This window comes from Okibacterium fritillariae (assembly GCF_052783725.1).
The window spans coordinates 1,489,351-1,505,831 of sequence record NZ_CP199917.1; the positions used below are offsets into that span (position 1 = coordinate 1,489,351).

Sequence of the window (16,481 nt, forward strand, 5' to 3'; positions counted from 1 at the left end):
GGCCGAGGGGTCGGCGGAGTTGTCAGGGGCGGCGGGTTCGCCGGCTGCGTCGCTAACCGCGTCGCCAGCCGCGACGGCCCCGACATCCGCCGTCATGTGTCGTTCTTCGCTGCGGTGCAGCACCTTCTTGACGATGAGGACGGCCACGAGGAAGACGACGATGACCCCGACGAAGAGGTAGCCCGCGAAGTGCAGCTTCTCGGAGAGCTCGCGAAACGTGCCCGCAGCGACCGAGCCGACCGTGACATAGGCGGCCGACCAGATGACGCAGGCCGGGATGGTCCAGGCCATGAACTTGCGGTAGGTCATGGTGCTCATGCCGACGGTCAGCGGGATGAGCGAGTGCAGCACCGGCAGGAAGCGCGACACGAAGACCGCGATGCCGCCGCGGCGCTGCAGGTAGTTCTCGGCGCGCACCCAGTTGTTCTCGCCGATCTTTCGGCCGAGGCGCGACGCCCGGATCTTGGGGCCGAAGTAGCGGCCGAGCGCGAACCCGACCGATTCGCCGCCGAGGGCGCCCGCGATGACGACGAGCACCATCGAGAGGTATTGCACGGGCCCGTCGACGGCCGTCGAGGCCACGAGCACCATGGTGTCGCCCGGAACGACGAGGCCGACGAGAACGGATGTCTCGAGGAAGATGCCCAGCCCGGCCAGCACTGTGCGCAGGACGGGGTCGACGCTCTGGACGAGGTCGAGCAGCCACATGAGGATGTCGTTCACGAGCCGAAGCCTAGTGATCGAGGCTGGAGAAGACCCGATATTCACACGGTGAACGGGGCTCGTTTTTGTGCCTTTCCGAAAAGGTGAGTGTGTGGTCAGACCACAGGCCGAAATCGCGCTACGATGGAGGCAGCGGGACACCAAACCCGCTCGATTCCGCCGATCCGGCGACACGCTGCCCGGGGGATCAGCCGCTAGCGGACCTTCGAAAACGGAGCTTCCAGTGAACGAACTACTCGACCCGCTGCTTCTCTCGAGATGGCAGTTCGGTCTGACGACCATCTACCACTTCCTGTTCGTCCCCCTGACGATCGGAATGGCCACCACGGTCGCCATTTTCCAGACCGCCTGGGTGCGCACCGGCAAGGTGCACTACCTGCAGATGACGCAGTTCTTCGGCAAGATCTTCCTCATCAACTTCGCCATGGGTGTCGTGACGGGCATCGTGCAGGAGTTCCAGTTCGGTATGAACTGGTCCGACTACTCCCGCTTCGTCGGCGATGTCTTCGGCGCCCCGCTCGCGCTCGAGGGTCTGCTCGCCTTCTTCTTCGAGGCCACCTTCATCGGTCTCTGGATCTTCGGCTGGGATAAGCTCTCGCCCAAGATCCACCTGCTGACCATCTGGGCCGCGGCCATCGGCAGCATCCTGTCGGCGTACTTCATCATTGCGGCCAACGCGTTTATGCAGAACCCCGTCGGCTTCCAGATCAACGAGGAGCGCGGCCGGGCTGAGCTCACCTCGATCGTCGACGTGCTCACCAACAAGGTCGCCCTCGCGGCATTCCCGCACACGATCTTTGCGTGCTTCATGGTCTCGGCCGGCCTCGTCATCACGGTTGCGGCCTACCACCTGTCCCGCAACCAGCACCTCGACACCATGAAGCCGGCCCTGAAGTTCGGTCTGTGGACCATGCTGATCGCGGGCGCCCTCACCACCCTGGCGGGCGACCAGCTCAGCCTCGCGATGGTGGAGACGCAGCCCATGAAGATGGCGGCGGCCGAGGCGATGTATCACACGTCGACGGGGGCGGATGCATCCTTCTCGATCTTCACGCTCGGCACACCCGACGGCGTGCACGAACTGTTCTCGATCCGCATCCCTTATCTGCTCTCGTTCCTGTCGACGCACACCTTCAATGGAACCGTCGAGGGCATCAACGACCTGCAGGCGCAGTATGTGCAGCTCTACGGCCCCGGCGACTACACGCCTATCATCTGGGTCACCTACTGGTCGTTCCGCTGGATGATCGGCCTCGGCATCTTCCACATCCTCGTGGCCCTCACGGGTCTCTGGCTGACCCGCAAGGGGCGCATGCCCGAGCAGAAGTGGGTCTGGAAGATCGCGATCTGGTCGTTCCCCGCGTCACTCGCCGCCATGATCGTCGGCTGGGTCTTCACCGAGATGGGTCGCCAACCGTGGCTCGTGTTCGGCTTGCTGAAAACTGCCGACGGAGTGTCCCCGAACATCACGGGCCTCGACGTGCTGATCTCGCTGATCGCGTTCACGGCCGTGTACGGCACCCTCGCGGTGGTCGAGTTCAAGCTCATCAAGAAGGCCGCCCAGAAGGGGCCCGACGATGCCCCCGCCGTCGACGAAGAGTCCGGCATCCACCAACCGGTCACCACCGTCTACTAGCGAGACAGGAAGAATAATCATGGACCTCGGAATCCTCTGGTTCTGGATCGTCGCCTTCTTCTTCGTGGGCTACTTCGTCCTCGACGGCTTCGACTTCGGTGTGGGCATGTCGCTGCCGTTCCTCGGCAAGGACGACACCGATCGGCGCGTCATCATCAACACCATCGGGCCCGTCTGGGACCTCAACGAGACCTGGGTGATCGTGGCGGGCGCAGCGCTGTTCGCCGCGTTCCCCGAGTGGTACGCCACGCTGTTCAGCGGGTTCTACCTGCCGCTCCTGCTCATCTTGCTGGCCCTCATCATCCGCGGTGTGTCGTTCGAGTATCGGCACCAGCGGCCCGAGGCGTCGTGGAAGAAGCGTTTCGACACCATGATCATCGTGGGCAGCGCCATCCCGGCCCTGCTCTGGGGTGTGGCCTTCGCGAACATCGTGCAGGGTGTGCCGCTCGACGCCGATCACAACTACATCGGCGGCTTCTTCGCCCTGCTTAACCCGTATGCGCTGCTCGGCGGGCTCACCACCCTGCTGCTGTTCTTCACGCACGGCGTCATCTTCGTGTCGCTGAAGACCGACGGGGAGCTGCGCGAGCGGGCCCGCAAGCTGGCGGCGCGTTCGGGCATCGCCACGATCCTGGTGGCCGCGACGTTCCTCGCCTGGACGGTGCTGGCGCACCCCGAGAAGTCGGGCGTCGTGATCGGTGCCGCGGCGGCGGCCGTGCTGCTGATCCTCGCCTACGTGGCCAATGCCCTCGGCAAGGAGGGGCGCGCGTTCGCCCTCATGGCGGCGACCATCGCGGCGGCCGTGCTGACGCTCTTCGTGGCGCTGTTCCCGGCCGTCATGCCCGCCTCGAACGATCCCGCCAACAGCCTCACCATCGCGAACGCGTCGTCGACGCAGTACACGCTCGAGGTCATGAGCTGGGTCGCCGTGATCGCGCTGCCGCTCATCCTGCTCTACCAGGGCTGGACCTACTGGGTGTTCCGCAAGCGGGTCTCCCGTTCGCACATCGAAACCGCCGCGCACTAGCCTGACACGGTGAAACCCCTCGATCCGCGTCTGCTGCGCTACGCGAAAAGCGCGCGACTGTTCCTGGTGGCCGGTGGGGCTGTCGGCCTCGCCACCACCGGGTGCATCGTCGCCTTCGCGTTCCTGCTCACGACGCTCATCACGCGGGCCATCGACGGCGCGCCGCTCGACACACTGTGGCCGTTCGTCGGTTGGTTGGTGGCGGTCATCCTGATTCGGGCGATTCTCGTCTGGGCCAACGACGCCCTCTCGGCCCGGGCGGCGGCGCGCGTGAAGAGCGAGCTGCGCACGCAGATCGTCGACGCGACCACCACCCTGGGGCCGGCCTGGATGTCAGGCCGCTCGTCGAGCGATATCGCGACGCTCGCGGGGCGCGGCGTCGACGCCCTCGACGACTACTTCTCGAAGTACATTCCGCAGCTGCTGCTGACCGCCATCGCCACACCCGTCATCGTGCTCTCGATGTTCGTGACCGACTGGCTGTCGGCCGTCATCGTGATCGTTACGCTGCCGCTCATCCCCGTCTTCATGATCTTGATCGGCTGGGCCACGCAGGCCGTGCAGCAGAGGCAGTGGCAGGCGCTCGGGCGGCTGTCGCGCGGGTTCGTCGACACGCTCGGCGGGCTGGCGACCCTCAAGATTTTCGGCCGACAGAACCGACAGGTCGAGCGGATGTCGCGCATCACGCGTGAGTACCGCGTCGAGACCATGAAGGTGCTGCGCGTGTCGTTCCTGTCGAGCTTCGCGCTCGAGCTGGCCGCGAGCCTGTCGGTGGCGATCGTCGCGGTGTCGGTCGGTCTGCGACTCGTGGATGGATCGATGCTGCTACCCGCCGGGTTGTTCGTCTTGCTGTTGGCGCCCGAGGCGTTTCTGCCGATCCGGCAGGTGGGGGCGAACTTCCACGCGGCGGCCGAGGGCGTGACGGCGGCCGATGAGGCATTCGCGATCCTGGATGAGGCGCGGGCGCGTCGGGCGGGGCAGGGTGCGAAGCCGGCCCCCGTCGCGTCTTCGGGCGTGCCCGTCGCATCATCGCTCCGTGGCGCTGAGGCCGATCCGTCTGCTCCGACCGCGCCCGTCGCAGCCGGTTTGGCGGTCAGCGGTCTGTCCGTCTCCTACGGGGACGACGTCGTGGTGCAGGACTTCTCCGCTCGTTTCGAGGCCGGTTCGCTCACGGTGCTGTCGGGGCCGAGTGGCTCGGGCAAGTCGACGATCGTGGCGGCGCTGAACGGGTTCGTGCCGGCCGTGGGCCGCATCGCCGTCGACGGCCGGGATGTCGCATCCGATCGATCGGCGGACGATCGCGCCTGGTTGGCGTGGGCCGGTCAGAAGCCGGGGCTCATCTTCGGCTCGGTTGCCGAGAACGTGGCGCTGGGCGATGCGCAACCCGACGAACAGCTCGCGCGTCGATCGCTCGAGCGTGCCGCGATTGCCGATCTCGACCCGCGACAGGAGTTGGGCGTCGGGGGTTCGGGTGTGTCGGGCGGTCAGGCGCAGCGCGTGGCCATCGCCCGTGCGCTCTATCGCCTCGAGAGTCGCGGATGCCGCGTGCTCGTGCTCGATGAGCCCAGCTCGGCTCTCGACCATGCAACCGAGGCGCGTTTGATCGCTCGCTTGCGCGAGGTCGCACGGGCGGGAGTGGCCGTGATCGTCGTCAGCCATCGTCAGGCGTTCCTGAGCGCGGCCGACGCCGTGGTCACCATCGCGCCTGTCTCGGCGGCAGGGGCGACCGCACGAGCGCGGACCCGTGCAACAACGGGTGCGCCGAGAGGGGTGGAACGATGAGCCGTAACACTGTGGGTGATACGCGCGCCGAGGCTCGCGGCATCCTGAGGCTTGCTCAGCCGCGGCTGAGGGTCGCGCTGCCCGGCATCCTCGTCGGAATCCTGGCTGCGTTCTGCACGGTGGCGTTGCTCGCGACAAGCGCGTGGTTGATCACGAAGGCTGCCGAGCAGCCGCCCATCCTCTTCCTGTCGATCGCCGTGGTCGGGGTGCGCGCGTTCGCCCTGGGCCGGGCCTTCTTCCGCTACCTCGAGCGCCTGTTCAGTCACGACGCGGCCTTCCGCCAGCTCGAGATCGTGCGCGTCGAGGTGCTGCGCCGCCTGATTCCGCTCGCTCCCGGGGGTCTCGGCCGCGCCAAACGCGGTTCGCTGCTGTCGGCCCTCGTCTCGGATGTCGACGACCTGCAGAATTTGCCTCTCCGCGTCGTGCAGCCCATCGTCACGTCGCTCGGCGTCGCCGTCGTGGCGGTCGTGGGCGTCGCGTTACTGTCGCCCGTCGCGGCCGTGGGCCTCGCCGTCTGCCTCGTACTCGCCTTCGCGGTGAGCGCCTTCTGGGTCACGCGCTATGCCGCGCGCGCCGAACGCTCGATCGCGCCCCGCCGCGCCGCCGTGCTCGACGCCCTGCTCGACTACCTCAACAACCTCGACGTGCTGACCGCCTACGGTGCCGACGCCGCCGCGCGCGCCCGCATCGAGCGAGCGGATGCCGACCTCACGCAGGCCGTCGTGCGCCGCGCCGGCGGTGCCGGCATCGCGGCCGCCACCCTGAGCCTGTTCTCGGGCCTCGCGGTCGTCGTCGCCGTCATCGCGGGCATCCCGGCCTTCGGTGCCGGAACCCTGAGCGCGCCCGAACTGGCCGTCATCGCCCTCGTGCCGCTCGCGGTGTTCGAGATCGTGGCGATGGTGCCCGTCGCGGTCGGGGTCTTCCGTCAGGTGCGGTCGAGCGCCGCGCGGATCGCCGAGGTGGTGCCCGCGACGGTGCCCGCCGGCATCCCCGTGGATGACCCGGCCGTCGTGAACGGACAGCGCGCGTCGACCGGAATGCCGCGCATCGAGCTCTCCGACCTCAGCGTGCGGTGGCCGGGGCGTGTCGAGACGGCCGTGCGGGGCGTCACCGTGACGCTCGAGCCGGGGGACCGGTTGCTCGTCGAGGGCGAGAGCGGGGCCGGCAAGACGAGCCTCGCGCAGGCGCTCGTGCGATTCGTCGACATCGACGGCGGTTATCTCATCGACGGCGTGCCCGCCGAGCGGATGCCGCAAGACGAGGTGCGCCGCATCGTGGGGCTCTCCGAGCAGACGCCGTACCTGTTCGACGAGACGATCCGACAGAACCTGCTCTTCGCCAAGGACGACGCCGACGACGCGCAGCTGCTCGACGTGCTGCGCCGCGTGGGCCTCGACTCCTGGGTCGCGGGTCGGGATGGTCTCGATGCGCGCGTCGGTGAGCGCGGGTCGCTCGTGTCGGGCGGCCAGGCCCAGCGCATCGCACTCGCCCGCGCGCTGCTGCACGACTTCCCGGTGCTGGTGCTCGACGAGCCGACCGCCAACGTCGAGGCCGACCTGGCCGACGCGCTGGTGCGCGACCTGGTGGCGGCGGCGGGAAACCAGCGCACCGTCATCCTGATCTCGCACACCGATGTTCCGGCCGGATTGTTCAGCCGCCGCCTCACGTTGCGACCCGACGGCGATGCCCGGCTCAGCGAGGCGCAGCGACCGTAAGCTGTGGGGGTGACATCCGCCCCCTCTTCTGGCCCCGAGCGCGAGCCCGAGCCCGAGCCCGAGCGCTGGCACGGCGTGGCGTTCGGCGAGCGGGTGGTCGACCTCGCGGATGGCGTGAGCACCGAGTGTCTCTACGACGACCTGTTCGCGGCGCATCCCTTCAGCTTCTGGCTGGATGCAGGTGCCGACGCCACGGACGGCCTGAGCTACCTCGGCACGGGCGACGAGCTCGTCGTGCAGGGAGATGCATCGGGTATTCGTGCGAACCGCGATTCCGCCACGGACGACGGCCACGTCACTGTGGTCACCGTTGTCGCGGACATCGGGGAGCACTTTCGGCAGCGTTTCGACGGGAGGTCTGAGGCAGGGGGCCAGCGACCTTCACTCGGCGAATTCGCGCCGGGCTGGGTCGGCTTCCTTGGCTATGAGTGGCGGGCCGAGCGATCATCGACGACGAGAGCGCGTCCCACCTCGAGTGACACTGTCGATCGAGAGAATCGCGCCGCCCAGGACGCTGTCGCTGTCGGGAGCATCGTTGCCGGCACGGACACTGAACCGCGCATCAATGCAGCGCGGCGCTCCGTCGACCGCGTAACCCCTGAGGCCGCCTTCCTGCGCGTGACGCGGTTGGTGGTCGTCGATCATGCGACGCGCAGAGCATCGGTCGTCTGGATCGATGACGAGGCTGGCGAAGACTGGGCCGATGTCGTCCTGGCTTCGATCGAACGGGCGCACGGCGCAGACGCACACGCACATGCACACGCACACGCTGGCGCAGACATCACGGACACCGATGATGGCAGCCATACCGACCTCGCTGTCGAGGCGGGGGAGCGGGCCGGGACGCCGGGCCTCGCGCATCCCGAACCGGTCTGGCGCCACGGCCGGGCCGCCTACCGGGCGCTCATCGACCGCTGCCGGGCGAGCATCGGTCGGGGCGACGCCTACCAGCTCTGCCTCACGAACCGCATCGACGTGCCGGGCTCCTTCGACGCCGTCGAGGTGTTCCGCACCCTGCGCCGCACGAGCCCCACGCACCGCGGCGGCCTCCTTCGGTTCGGCGACCTGGCGCTCGTCTCGGCCAGCCCCGAGACGTTCCTCGGCCTCGACCGCTCGGGGCGCATCGAGGTGCGACCGATCAAAGGCACGCGGCCCCGAGCATCCGATGCTGTGCGCGACCGCGAACTCGTCGACGAGTTGCGCGACAGCCCCAAGGAGCGCGCCGAGAACCTCATGATCGTCGACCTCATGCGCAACGACGTGGGGCGCGTTTCGGCGCTCGGCAGCGTGAGCGTCGACACACTCTTCGACGTCGAGAGCTATGCGCAGGTGCACCAACTCGTTTCAACGGTGTCGGGTCAGCTGGCCGACGGCTGCGACGCGGTCGACGTGCTCGCCTCGACATTCCCGGCCGGGTCGATGACGGGGGCGCCCAAGCAGAGCGCGATCGACATCCTCGGCGGGCTCGAGGGCGCACCCCGCGGCGTGTATGCGGGAGCGTTCGGCCTGGTCGGAGCCGACGGAACACTCGACCTCTCGATGGTCATCCGCAGCATCGTCATCGACGCGCACGGAGCGAGCGTGGGCGCGGGTGGCGGCATCACGTGGTCGTCGGATGCCGCAGCCGAAGTCGACGAGATGGTGCTCAAGGCGCGGGCGCCTCTCTCGGCACTCGGGGCCTCCGAGCATCCGCCCGACTGAGCGCCGTCACGGAATGCCGGGCCCCCGCCCAAGGTTTAGTAGCATTGAGATTTGGGCCGTCAGAGTGCGGATGCCGCGACATCCCCCGGCCTCATTTTCCCGAACGAATTGAGAGTGCTGTGTCTGAGCGTGAAACGCCCGAGAGTGCCGTGTCCGAGAGCACCCCGTCTGTAGCGAGCACCGACGCCGGTGCTGGTGCAGTTGCCCCCGACCGCTACGACTTCCAGGCGATCCAGGACAAATGGCTTCCCATCTGGGACGAGATGAAGCCGTTCCGCACCGATGACGAGTCCGACACGCGCCCGCGCAAGTACGTGCTCGACATGTTCCCCTACCCCTCGGGCGACCTGCACATGGGTCACGCCGAGGCCTTCGGTCTGGGCGACGTCGTGGCACGCTACTGGCGCCAGCAGGGCTTCAACGTGCTGCACCCCATCGGCTGGGACTCGTTCGGCCTGCCCGCCGAGAACGCGGCCATCAAGCGCGGCATCGACCCCCGTGGGTGGACGTACGACAACATCGACCAGCAGAAGCGCTCGTTCCGCACCTACGCGCCCTCGTTCGACTGGGATCGCGAGCTGCACACGAGCGACGAGGAGTACTACCGCTGGACGCAGTGGATCTTCCTGAAGCTCTATGAAAAGGGTCTCGCCTATCGCAAGGCCAGCCAGGTCAACTGGTGCCCCAACGACCAGACGGTGCTGGCCAACGAGCAGGTCGTCGACGGTCGCTGCGAGCGGTGCGGCCACCTCGTCACGAAAAAGAAGCTGACGCAGTGGTACTTCCGCATCACCGACTACGCCGACCGCCTGATCGACGACCTGAACCAGCTCGAGGGCAAGTGGCCCACCAAGGTTCTGAGCATGCAGAAGAACTGGATCGGCCGTTCGACGGGCGCCGACGTGCAGTTCACGATCGAGGGTCGCTCCGAGCCGATCTCGGTCTACACGACGCGCCCCGACACGCTCTACGGCGTGACCTTCATGGTGGTCGCGCCCGACTCCGATCTGGCCGCCGAGCTGGCGTCCGGTTCGACGCCCGAGGTGCGCATGGCGTTCCAGGACTACCTCGAGAAGGTCCAGGGCACGAGCGAGATCGACCGTCTTAGCACGGAGCGCGAGAAGACCGGCGTGTTCCTCGACCGCTACGCGAAGAACCCGCTGACGGGTGAGCGCATCCCGATCTGGGCCGCCGACTACGTGCTGTCCGACTACGGCACAGGTGCCGTCATGGCCGTGCCCGCGCACGACCAGCGCGACCTCGACTTCGCGCGTGCCTTCGACCTGCCCGTGCGCGTGGTCGTTGACGTCAACCAGCCCGTCACGGGCGCCATCCCCGTGCTCGTCGACGGCGAGCTGCCCGACGACCTGCCGCCTGTCGACCCCAAGCAGACGGGCGAGGCGCTCACGGGCACCGGCCGCCTGATCAACTCGGGCCCCTTCGACGGCCTGTCGAAGAACAACGCGATCAAGAAGATCACCGAGGCGTTGGCGGGCTCCGGTCTCGGCAAGAGCGCCAAGAACTACCGCCTGCGCGACTGGCTCGTCTCCCGCCAGCGCTACTGGGGTGCACCCATCCCGATCATCCACTGCGAGGCGTGTGGCGAGGTGCCCGTGCCGCTCGACCAGCTGCCCGTCGCGCTGCCCGCCGCCGACGGCCTCGACCTGCAGCCGAAGGGCACGAGCCCGCTCGGCGCCGCGGAGGACTGGATCAACGTGGCCTGCCCGTCGTGCGGAGGCCCCGCCAAGCGCGACTCCGACACCATGGACACGTTCGTCGACAGCTCGTGGTACTACCTGCGCTTCCTGTCGGCCAAGGATGCGACGCAGCCCTTCGATAAGAAGCTGGCCGAGAAGTGGGCGCCGATCGACCAGTACGTGGGCGGCGTCGAACACGCCATCCTGCACTTGCTCTACTCGCGCTTCATCACCAAGGTGCTGTTCGACCTCGACTACCTGAGCTTCACCGAGCCGTTCACATCGCTGCTCAACCAGGGCATGGTGCTCATGGATGGCGCGAAGATGTCGAAGTCGAAGGGCAACCTGGTCGAATTCGCCGACGAGCTGAAGAAGTACGGCGCTGATGCCCTGCGCGTCACGCTGGCCTTCGCGAGCCCGCCCGAAGACGACATCGACTGGGCGGATGTCTCACCCGCCGGTTCCTCCAAATTCCTGGCCCGCGCGTGGCGCATCGCCCAGGACGTCACGTCGTCGCCCGATGTCGTGTGGAAGAACGGTGACCAGGCCCTGCGCCGCCAGACGCACCGCTTCCTGGCGGATGCGCCGGGCCTTGTCGAGTCCTACAAGTTCAACGTCGTCGTGGCCCGCCTCATGGAGCTCGTCAACGTGACCCGCAAGACGATCGACACGGGTGCCGGCGCGGGCGACCCCGCCGTGCGCGAGGCCGCCGAGGTCATTGCCATGGCCCTCAACCTCTTCGCGCCCTACACGGCCGAGGACATGTGGAACATGCTCGGCTACGAGGCCACCGTCGCTGCCACGCAGTGGCGCAAGGCCGACCCGACGCTGCTCGTCGAGGAGAAGGTGACGTGCGTCGTGCAGGTCAACGGCAAGGTGCGCGACCGCCTCGAGGTCTCGCCGCGCATCGACGGCGCCGAGCTCGAGAAGCTGGCGCGCGCGCTGCCCTCCATCGTGAAGGCCGTGGGCGACCGCGAGATCGCCAACGTGATCGTGCGCGCGCCGCGCGTGGTGAACATCGCCGTGAAGGGTTAGTCCGACGGTTCTCGGGAAGGGCTCGCGACCGCACTGGTCGCGGGCCCTTCCGCTTTTCGCTGGTGTTGATCGCTGGGTCGGTGGAGGCCGATGCCGCCGACCGTGCGTTCTGCACAAGGTCAATGACGCGCTTCTCTCCACCGAACCCGCCCATCCCGTTCGGCCGCCTGCCGCCCCTCGTAGCGTGTGTGCATGCCTGTCACCGATCCCGCCTCGCCCCCCGATATCGCCCTGCGTCGAACACGCCGATCGGGTGCAGCAGCGCTCGGTCGCCGCGTGGTGCGACAGGTGTCGTGGGCGAGAGATGCTGCGCGCGCACAGCGGCGCACCGTGATCGTCATCCTCGCCACCGCGGTGGCGGCATTCCTCGTGGCGTGGTGGCTATCGCCTGTCGCCGCGGGCTCGGCGGGGTCGTTGACAACGGTCGGGATGGCTGCCGCGACGACCAGGCCGACGGCCGCGCCGGAATCTTCCGGGGCGCCGAGCACCCCGGCGGCACAGGGCGGAGCGACAGGCGCGGGCCGGGACGACTCGGGGGCTGCCGGCGGGGCATCGGGGTCGACGCGTTCGCTCTTCGTGCACGTCACGGGTGCGGTGGCGAAACCCGGTCTGGTCGAGGTCGCCGACGGTGCACGGGTCTTCGACGCGGTTGCGCAGGCGGGTGGCGTCACCGCCGAGGCGCGCGAGGGCGGGGTCAACCTGGCCCGTTACGTCGTCGACGGCGAGCAGATCCTCGTTCCGCGGCGAGATGATCCCACTCCGGTCACATCGTCGGCAGGCGCGGCCGCTTCCGCGGCGGACGGGGGCCCCGGCTCCTCAGGCGTCGGGGCCACGGGCCCCTCGGGGGCGGCGGGGAAGGTCAATCTCAATACGGCGATGGCAGCTGAGCTCGAGACGCTGCCGCGGGTTGGTCCCTCGCTGAGCGCCAAGATTTTGGCCTGGCGGGCCGAGAACGGGCCCTTCTCGGCGATCGAGGACCTCAACGACGTCGACGGCGTCGGCGACAAGACCTTCGAGTCGCTCAAAGACCTCGTCACGCTATGAGCCGTCGGTACGGTCTCGTCGCGGCGGCGATGGTCGCCTGGGCCACGGCGGGCACCGTCGTAGGAATGCCGGGGGCCGCCCCCGGACTGGTCGCGGTGGGTGCGGTGATCGTGGCCGCGATCGTCCTCGTCGACGCCTGCGCGGAGCGTGTCGGCAGGCAGGGGCGACCGGCGCGGCTGGCCTCGCTCGTCGGCCACGCCCGCGTCGTCTCGCGACGGGATGTGTCGCTGGCGATGGTGATCGCGCTGGCGGCCTCCTGTGCGGTGGCGGGCGTCATAGCCGTCCGGGCCGAAGGGCGACACCCCGAGGTCCTTCAGCACTGGGCATCGGGTTCGCGCCCGCTGACGGCGGACGTCACGGTCACGTCGCTGAGCTCGCCGGTCGATCGACCGGCCGAAGCCGAATGGAGCGACTCATCCGCGGTACCGTCCGTGCGCTTCCGCGCCCAGGTGTCCCGGCTGCAGTTGGGGCGCGACCAGCGATCCGCGGAATTCCCCGTGCTCGTCTTCGCCCCCGACGTCGCCGAGACGGGCGGCCCGCCGCTCGGCAGCGTTGTGCGCGTGACCGGGCGGTGGCAGCTCGCCGAGGTGGGTGACCGGGTGTCGGCCCTCGTCTTCAGCGATGAGCGCCCGGCCTCGATCAGTCCCGCTCCGGATGCCCTGGGCTGGGCGCACGGGCTCCGCCGATCGTTCGTGGGGGTCGCGAGTGTGCTCCCTGGTTGGGGCGGTCAGTTATTGCCGGGCCTCTCCATCGGGGACACGAGCGCCGTCGGCGTCGACCTCGATGCTGCCATGACGGCGAGTTCCCTCAGCCACCTCACGGCGGTATCGGGCGCGAACTGCGCCATCGTCGTCGCGATCGGTTTCGCCATCGGGGCCGCGATGGGTCTGCGGCGCAGCATGCGGATCGGTCTGGCCGTTCTCCTGCTCGTCGCCTTCGTCGTGCTCGTCACCCCCGAGTCGAGCGTCATCCGTGCATCGGTGATGGCCTGTGCCGTGTTGGTCGCTCTCGCCAGCGGACGACCGGCGGCCGGACTCGCCGTGCTGTGCACCGTCGTCGTAGCGCTCCTCATCGCGGACCCGTGGCTCTCGCGCGACTACGGATTTGCACTCTCGGTGCTTGCCACGGCGGGTCTGCTCGTTCTGACAAGACCGCTCACCGATCTTCTCGCCCGCGTTGCGCCGCGTCCCATAGCCGCGGCTTTCGCCCTTCCTCTGGCGGCGCAACTCGCGTGCCAGCCGGTCCTGGTGTTGCTCGACCCCACCCTGGCGGTCTATGGCGTGGTGGCGAACCTGCTGGCCGGTCCCGCGGCGCCGGCGGCCACCATCCTGGGCCTCGTCGCGTGTCTTCTGAGCGCCGTGAACCCCCTCCTGGCGCTACCGATCGCAGCGGTCGCGTGGATTCCGGCTGCCTGGATCGCCCAGGTTGCAGCGTGGTTCGAGAACGCACCGGCCGCGAGGCTTCCGCTCCCGCCCGGACTCGCGGGGGTTCTTCTCACGACCCTCGTGCTCGTTCTCGGCGGCGGGTTGGCACTGGCGATGAGAGCGCAGCGGCCGCTTCTCAGCAGGGTGCTGGCCACCGGATCTGTGGCGGTGCTCGGTATCGCGGCCGGCACGATCGCGCCGGTCGCCGTCCGCGACGCGTCGGCGCCACCGGGGGAGTGGGCCGTTGCTTCGTGCGACGTCGGGCAGGGGGACGCGACGGTTCTCCGAGACGGACCCCATTTCGGTCTCATCGATGTCGGGGACGACGAGCAGCGCCTCACCCGCTGCCTCACCCGCCTGGGTGTCACACGGCTCGACCTGCTCGTGCTGACGCATTTCGACAGCGATCACGTGGGAGCGTATCCGGCGGTCGTGGGCCGAGTCAGCGAGGTGCTCGTGGGCCCCACGGACGGGCCCGCCGATGAACGCATCGTCGACGCGTTGTCTGGCGGCGGAGCGATCGTGCGGCAGGTCCGCGCGGGCGAGAACGGCAGGCTGGGTGAGACCACGGAGTGGAACGTTCTCTGGCCACCCGTTCGCGGTGAGATCGAACCGGGCAACGATGCGAGTGTGGTGCTCGAAACCCGCCGCTCGTTCGGGGCCACCGGTGATGGCGTGGCATCTGCCGCCCTCTCCGCGGTGTTTCTCGGCGACCTCGGCGCCGACGCGCAGAACCGCCTGCGCCGAACTCGTCTCGTCCCGGCCGATGTCGACGTGGTCAAAGTCGCCCACCACGGTTCGAAAGACCAGAGCAGCCTGGTCTACGAACGATTGCGGCCCACCCTGGGCCTCGTCTCGGTCGGCAAGAACGACTACGGGCATCCGTCGCCGTCCATCCTTAAAACGCTCGAGCGCATCGGCGCCCGCGTGCGCCGCACCGACCGGGACGGCATCATCGCGGTGGGGCGACCGGCGCTCAGTCCGTCGGCGGCCAGCACGGGACGGGCGCTCCTCGAAGTGTGGACGTCGGGCGCGGCCCCGAGCGTCGGTGGTGGCGGCTAATCTGGAGAGAGACGAGAAGGAGCATCGTGGCGGCAGCACGCACGACGAACGCCCGCGGGGGCGCGAAACCCGCCGGCAAAGTGGCGATCCCGCAGGTGTCGTGGAATCAGATCCGCCCGGCCCCGGTCGTCCTCGTCTCGGGTCCACAGGGTTTTCTTGCCGACCGTGCGATGAAATCGTTGCGAGAATTCCTGCGTGCCGAAGACCCCGCACTCGAGGTGAGCGATGTGGCCGCCGACGGTTATACGCGCGGCGAATTAGCCAGCCTGGCGAGTCCGTCTCTGTTCGGTGAGCCGCGGCTCGTGCGCGTGTCCGCCGTCGAGAAATGCTCCGACGATTTCCTCGAAGACGCCCTGCGCTATCTCGAGAGTCCGCCCGAGGGCGCCACCGTCATCCTGCGACACGGGGGAGGCGTGCGGGGCAAGAAGCTCCTCGACGCCATCCGGGCGGCCAAGGGGGTCGCTCTCGAAGTGGTCTGCGCCGACCTCAAGAAAGACGCCGAGAAGTACGAGTTCGCTCAGGCCGAGTTCCAGCTCGCCGGCAAAAGCATCCGTGCCGCGGCCTTGCGCGCCATCGTCGCCGCCTTCAGCGACGACCTCGCCGAACTCGCGAGCGCCTGTCAGCAGCTCATCGCCGACACCGCCGACGAGATCACCGAAGCGACAGTCGCGAAGTATTACGGCGGCCGGGTCGAGACCAACGCATTCTCGGTGGCCGACGCCGCCATCGCCGGTCGCTACGGGGAAGCCCTCGTGGGTCTGCGGCATGCACTCGACTCGGGGGCCGATCCGGTGCCCATCGTCGCGGCGTTCGCCAGCAAGATCCGCACCATGGCTAAGGTCTCCGGCGCGGGCGGGTCCACGGGAGACCTGGCTCGCCGCTTCGGCCTCGCGCCGTGGCAGGTCGAGCGAGCCCGGCGCGACCTCCGCGGCTGGACCGACGAAGGCCTTGGCCGCACCATCCAACTCGTCGCCGAAACGGATGCGGCGGTCAAGGGCCAGGGACGCGACCCCGTCTTCGCGCTCGAACGCATGGTCACCGGCATCGCCTCGCGCGGCCGCTCCTTGCGCTGACCGGCCTCGCCCCATCCCACGGACCCGAAAAAGCCCCGCCGAAGCGGGGCTATCTCGATAACTTGTGCGGGCTGGCTCCTCGGAAGGGGCCGCCCGCAAGAGAGACTGCTTAGAGAGCGGCGCCTCTTTAGAGAGCGGAGACCTTCTTGGCGAGAGCCGACTTGCGGTTCGCGGCCTGGTTCTGGTGGATGACACCCTTGCTCACGGCCTTGTCGAGCTTCTTGCCGGCCAGCTTGAGGGCGGCCTCAGCCTTGGTCTTGTCACCAGCGGTGACGGCGTCACGCGCGTGGCGCACAACCGTGCGGAGTTCGCTCTTGACCGCCTTGTTGCGCTCCTGAGCCTTCTTGTTGGTGCCAATTCGCTTGATCTGCGACTTGATATTTGCCACGTTATTACGCTTTCGTTCGACGACGTTTGGACGAGCCCCGAGAAAAACCCGAGACGTGCTCCACGGGATGAACCCGGGGGCGTGCCGGTCGACGCGAGAGGGGCGCTTTCCGGCGAAAATCATGTGGAAGAATCCACACGCAAGCCAACAGGTAACGATACCAGCGAAAGGGGT

General features: G+C 68.3%; 10 protein-coding genes and 1 pseudogene. 9 read left to right on the forward strand and 2 right to left on the reverse strand.

Annotated elements, in window-relative coordinates; translation table 11 throughout:
* Window positions 1–36 precede the first annotated feature (36 nt).
* Window positions 37–723, reverse strand: a pseudogene (locus ACUWEX_RS07000) (DedA family protein); the annotation flags it as partial.
* Window positions 724–946: 223 nt separating this feature from the next.
* Here ACUWEX_RS07000 and ACUWEX_RS07005 point away from each other — a divergent pair.
* The 9 genes from ACUWEX_RS07005 to holA all read left to right on the forward strand — a co-directional run bounded on the left by ACUWEX_RS07005 (window position 947) and on the right by holA (window position 15,919).
* Window positions 947–2,359: a cytochrome ubiquinol oxidase subunit I gene (locus ACUWEX_RS07005; RefSeq protein ID WP_445997539.1), complete on the forward strand. Its 1,413-nt coding sequence runs from the start codon at window positions 947–949 to the stop codon at window positions 2,357–2,359.
* 19 nt (window positions 2,360–2,378) lie between these two features.
* Entirely contained in the window at window positions 2,379–3,386 is a 1,008-nt protein-coding gene (gene cydB / locus ACUWEX_RS07010) for a cytochrome d ubiquinol oxidase subunit II (RefSeq protein ID WP_079727437.1), read from the forward strand.
* 9 nt (window positions 3,387–3,395) lie between these two features.
* Window positions 3,396–5,168 (forward strand): thiol reductant ABC exporter subunit CydD, encoded by a 1,773-nt coding sequence (gene cydD / locus ACUWEX_RS07015; RefSeq protein ID WP_445997540.1) that lies wholly within the window; start codon window positions 3,396–3,398, stop codon window positions 5,166–5,168.
* Window positions 5,165–6,883 (forward strand): thiol reductant ABC exporter subunit CydC, encoded by a 1,719-nt coding sequence (gene cydC, locus ACUWEX_RS07020; protein ID WP_445997541.1) that lies wholly within the window; start codon window positions 5,165–5,167, stop codon window positions 6,881–6,883. The genes cydD and cydC overlap by 4 nt, the downstream gene beginning before the upstream one ends.
* A 9-nt stretch (window positions 6,884–6,892) precedes the next feature.
* Window positions 6,893–8,584, forward strand: coding sequence for an anthranilate synthase component I family protein (locus ACUWEX_RS07025; RefSeq protein WP_445997542.1), 1,692 nt, complete (start codon window positions 6,893–6,895; stop codon window positions 8,582–8,584).
* A gap of 149 nt (window positions 8,585–8,733) precedes the next feature.
* A complete protein-coding gene (gene leuS / locus ACUWEX_RS07030; RefSeq protein ID WP_445997616.1) occupies window positions 8,734–11,316 on the forward strand; it encodes a leucine--tRNA ligase in 2,583 nt (860 codons plus the stop codon).
* A gap of 192 nt (window positions 11,317–11,508) precedes the next feature.
* Window positions 11,509–12,360 (forward strand): helix-hairpin-helix domain-containing protein, encoded by an 852-nt coding sequence (locus ACUWEX_RS07035; protein ID WP_445997543.1) that lies wholly within the window; start codon window positions 11,509–11,511, stop codon window positions 12,358–12,360.
* On the forward strand, window positions 12,357–14,846 hold the full coding sequence (locus ACUWEX_RS07040; protein ID WP_445997544.1) for a ComEC/Rec2 family competence protein: 2,490 nt from the start codon (window positions 12,357–12,359) through the stop codon (window positions 14,844–14,846). Before ACUWEX_RS07035 ends, ACUWEX_RS07040 begins: the two co-directional genes overlap by 4 nt.
* Before the next feature lie 23 nt (window positions 14,847–14,869).
* A complete protein-coding gene (gene holA, locus ACUWEX_RS07045) occupies window positions 14,870–15,919 on the forward strand; it encodes a DNA polymerase III subunit delta (protein ID WP_077053943.1) in 1,050 nt (349 codons plus the stop codon).
* 127 nt (window positions 15,920–16,046) lie between these two features.
* Here the strand turns inward: holA and rpsT are convergent, their stop codons facing one another.
* Window positions 16,047–16,307: a 30S ribosomal protein S20 gene (gene rpsT / locus ACUWEX_RS07050; RefSeq protein WP_079727441.1), complete on the reverse strand. Its 261-nt coding sequence runs from the start codon at window positions 16,305–16,307 to the stop codon at window positions 16,047–16,049.
* Window positions 16,308–16,481 lie beyond the last annotated feature (174 nt).